1 protein-coding gene is annotated in these 1,270 nt (G+C 57.0%); it reads left to right on the top strand.

Annotation, left to right across the window (positions count from 1 at the left end; translation table 11 throughout):
• Positions 1-69 precede the first annotated feature (69 nt).
• Positions 70-1,202 (top strand): IS3 family transposase gene (locus BY454_RS16695; RefSeq protein WP_374953557.1). Its coding sequence is split into 2 segments (ribosomal slippage): positions 70-325 and positions 325-1,202, totalling 1,134 coding nucleotides; the frame shifts between segments, so codons are not numbered across the junction.
• Positions 1,203-1,270: the final 68 nt, after the last annotated feature.

Below are 1,270 nucleotides of genomic sequence, written 5' to 3'. Positions count from 1 at the left end.
CTGAAGTGGACCCCGAAATTTGGACAGGAGCCTAAGCTCTGATTCATCATCTCCACAAGGAGGAGAATCATGAGCAAGAAACGCAAGCAATACAGCGCATCATTCAAGTCCAAAGTCGCCCTGGCCGCCCTCAAGGGTGATCAGACCACGTCCGAAATTGCTGCCCGCTTCCAGATCCACCCCACTATGGTCAGCACCTGGAAGCGCGAGCTGCTGGAGAACGCTTCCGACCTGTTCGAGGGCAAGAAGAAGGCCGGCAAGCAATCCGATGAGCCCAGCACAGACGAGCTGTACCGCGAGATCGGCCGACTGACGGTGGAACGCGATTTTTTGTCGCGCAAGCTCGATCAGTAAGCCGTCAACGTCGATTGGCGATGATCGAGCGTGGTCATCCCCAGGTCAGCCTTTCGCGCCAGTGCGAGCTGCTCAAACTGAGCCGCTCGTCGGTGTACTACGTCCCTCGCGAACAGTGTCAGGAGGATCTCGATCTGATGTACCTGATTGACCAGCAGCATCTGGAAACGCCGTACTATGGCTCCCGCAAGATGCGGGTCCACTTGCAACACCAGGGCTACCGGATCAATCGGAAGCGGGTTCAGCGCCTGATGCGCACCATGGGCATCCAGGCGGTGTATCCACGGCCCAGAACCAGTATTCCGGGTGACGGGCACAAGGTGTATCCGTACCTGCTCAAGGACCTGAAGGTCGATCGCCCCAATCAGGCGTGGGCGACTGACATCAGCTATATCCCGTTGGCTCGGGGCTTCATGTACCTCGTCGCCATTATCGACTGGTACAGCCGCAAAGTGTTGTCCTGGCGGGTCTCCAACACCATGGGCACAGACTTCTGTATTGATGCCCTGGAGGAGGCCTTACAGCGCCATGGAACGCCAGAGATCTTCAACACCGATCAGGGTGTCCAGTTCACCAGTGACGCCTTCACAGGTGTTCTCAAGGAGCATGGTATCCAGATCAGCATGGACGGCAAGGGCTGCTACCACGACAACATCTTCGTGGAACGGCTCTGGCGCAGCGTCAAACACGAGTGTGTCTACCTCACTGCCTTCGAGGATGGCCGACACTTGAAGCAGGCGCTCCACCGGTACTTCCGGCATTACAATCAGACCCGGTACCACCAAACCCTTGATTACCAAACGCCCGATGAGGTGTACTACGGGCAACCCATATCTCTGGCAGCCTGAGCCAGGAAAACAACCGGATCATAGCTTAGGGACACCATCAGGTTGTCCAACTGGTTGGGTCCACCTCA

Origin of the sequence: Marinobacter persicus, from assembly GCF_002934325.1 — a bacterium.
Classification (GTDB): domain Bacteria; phylum Pseudomonadota; class Gammaproteobacteria; order Pseudomonadales; family Oleiphilaceae; genus Marinobacter; species Marinobacter persicus_A.
Note: the sequence above shows the minus strand (reverse complement) of the source record. Positions and strands in the feature narration are given on the sequence as shown.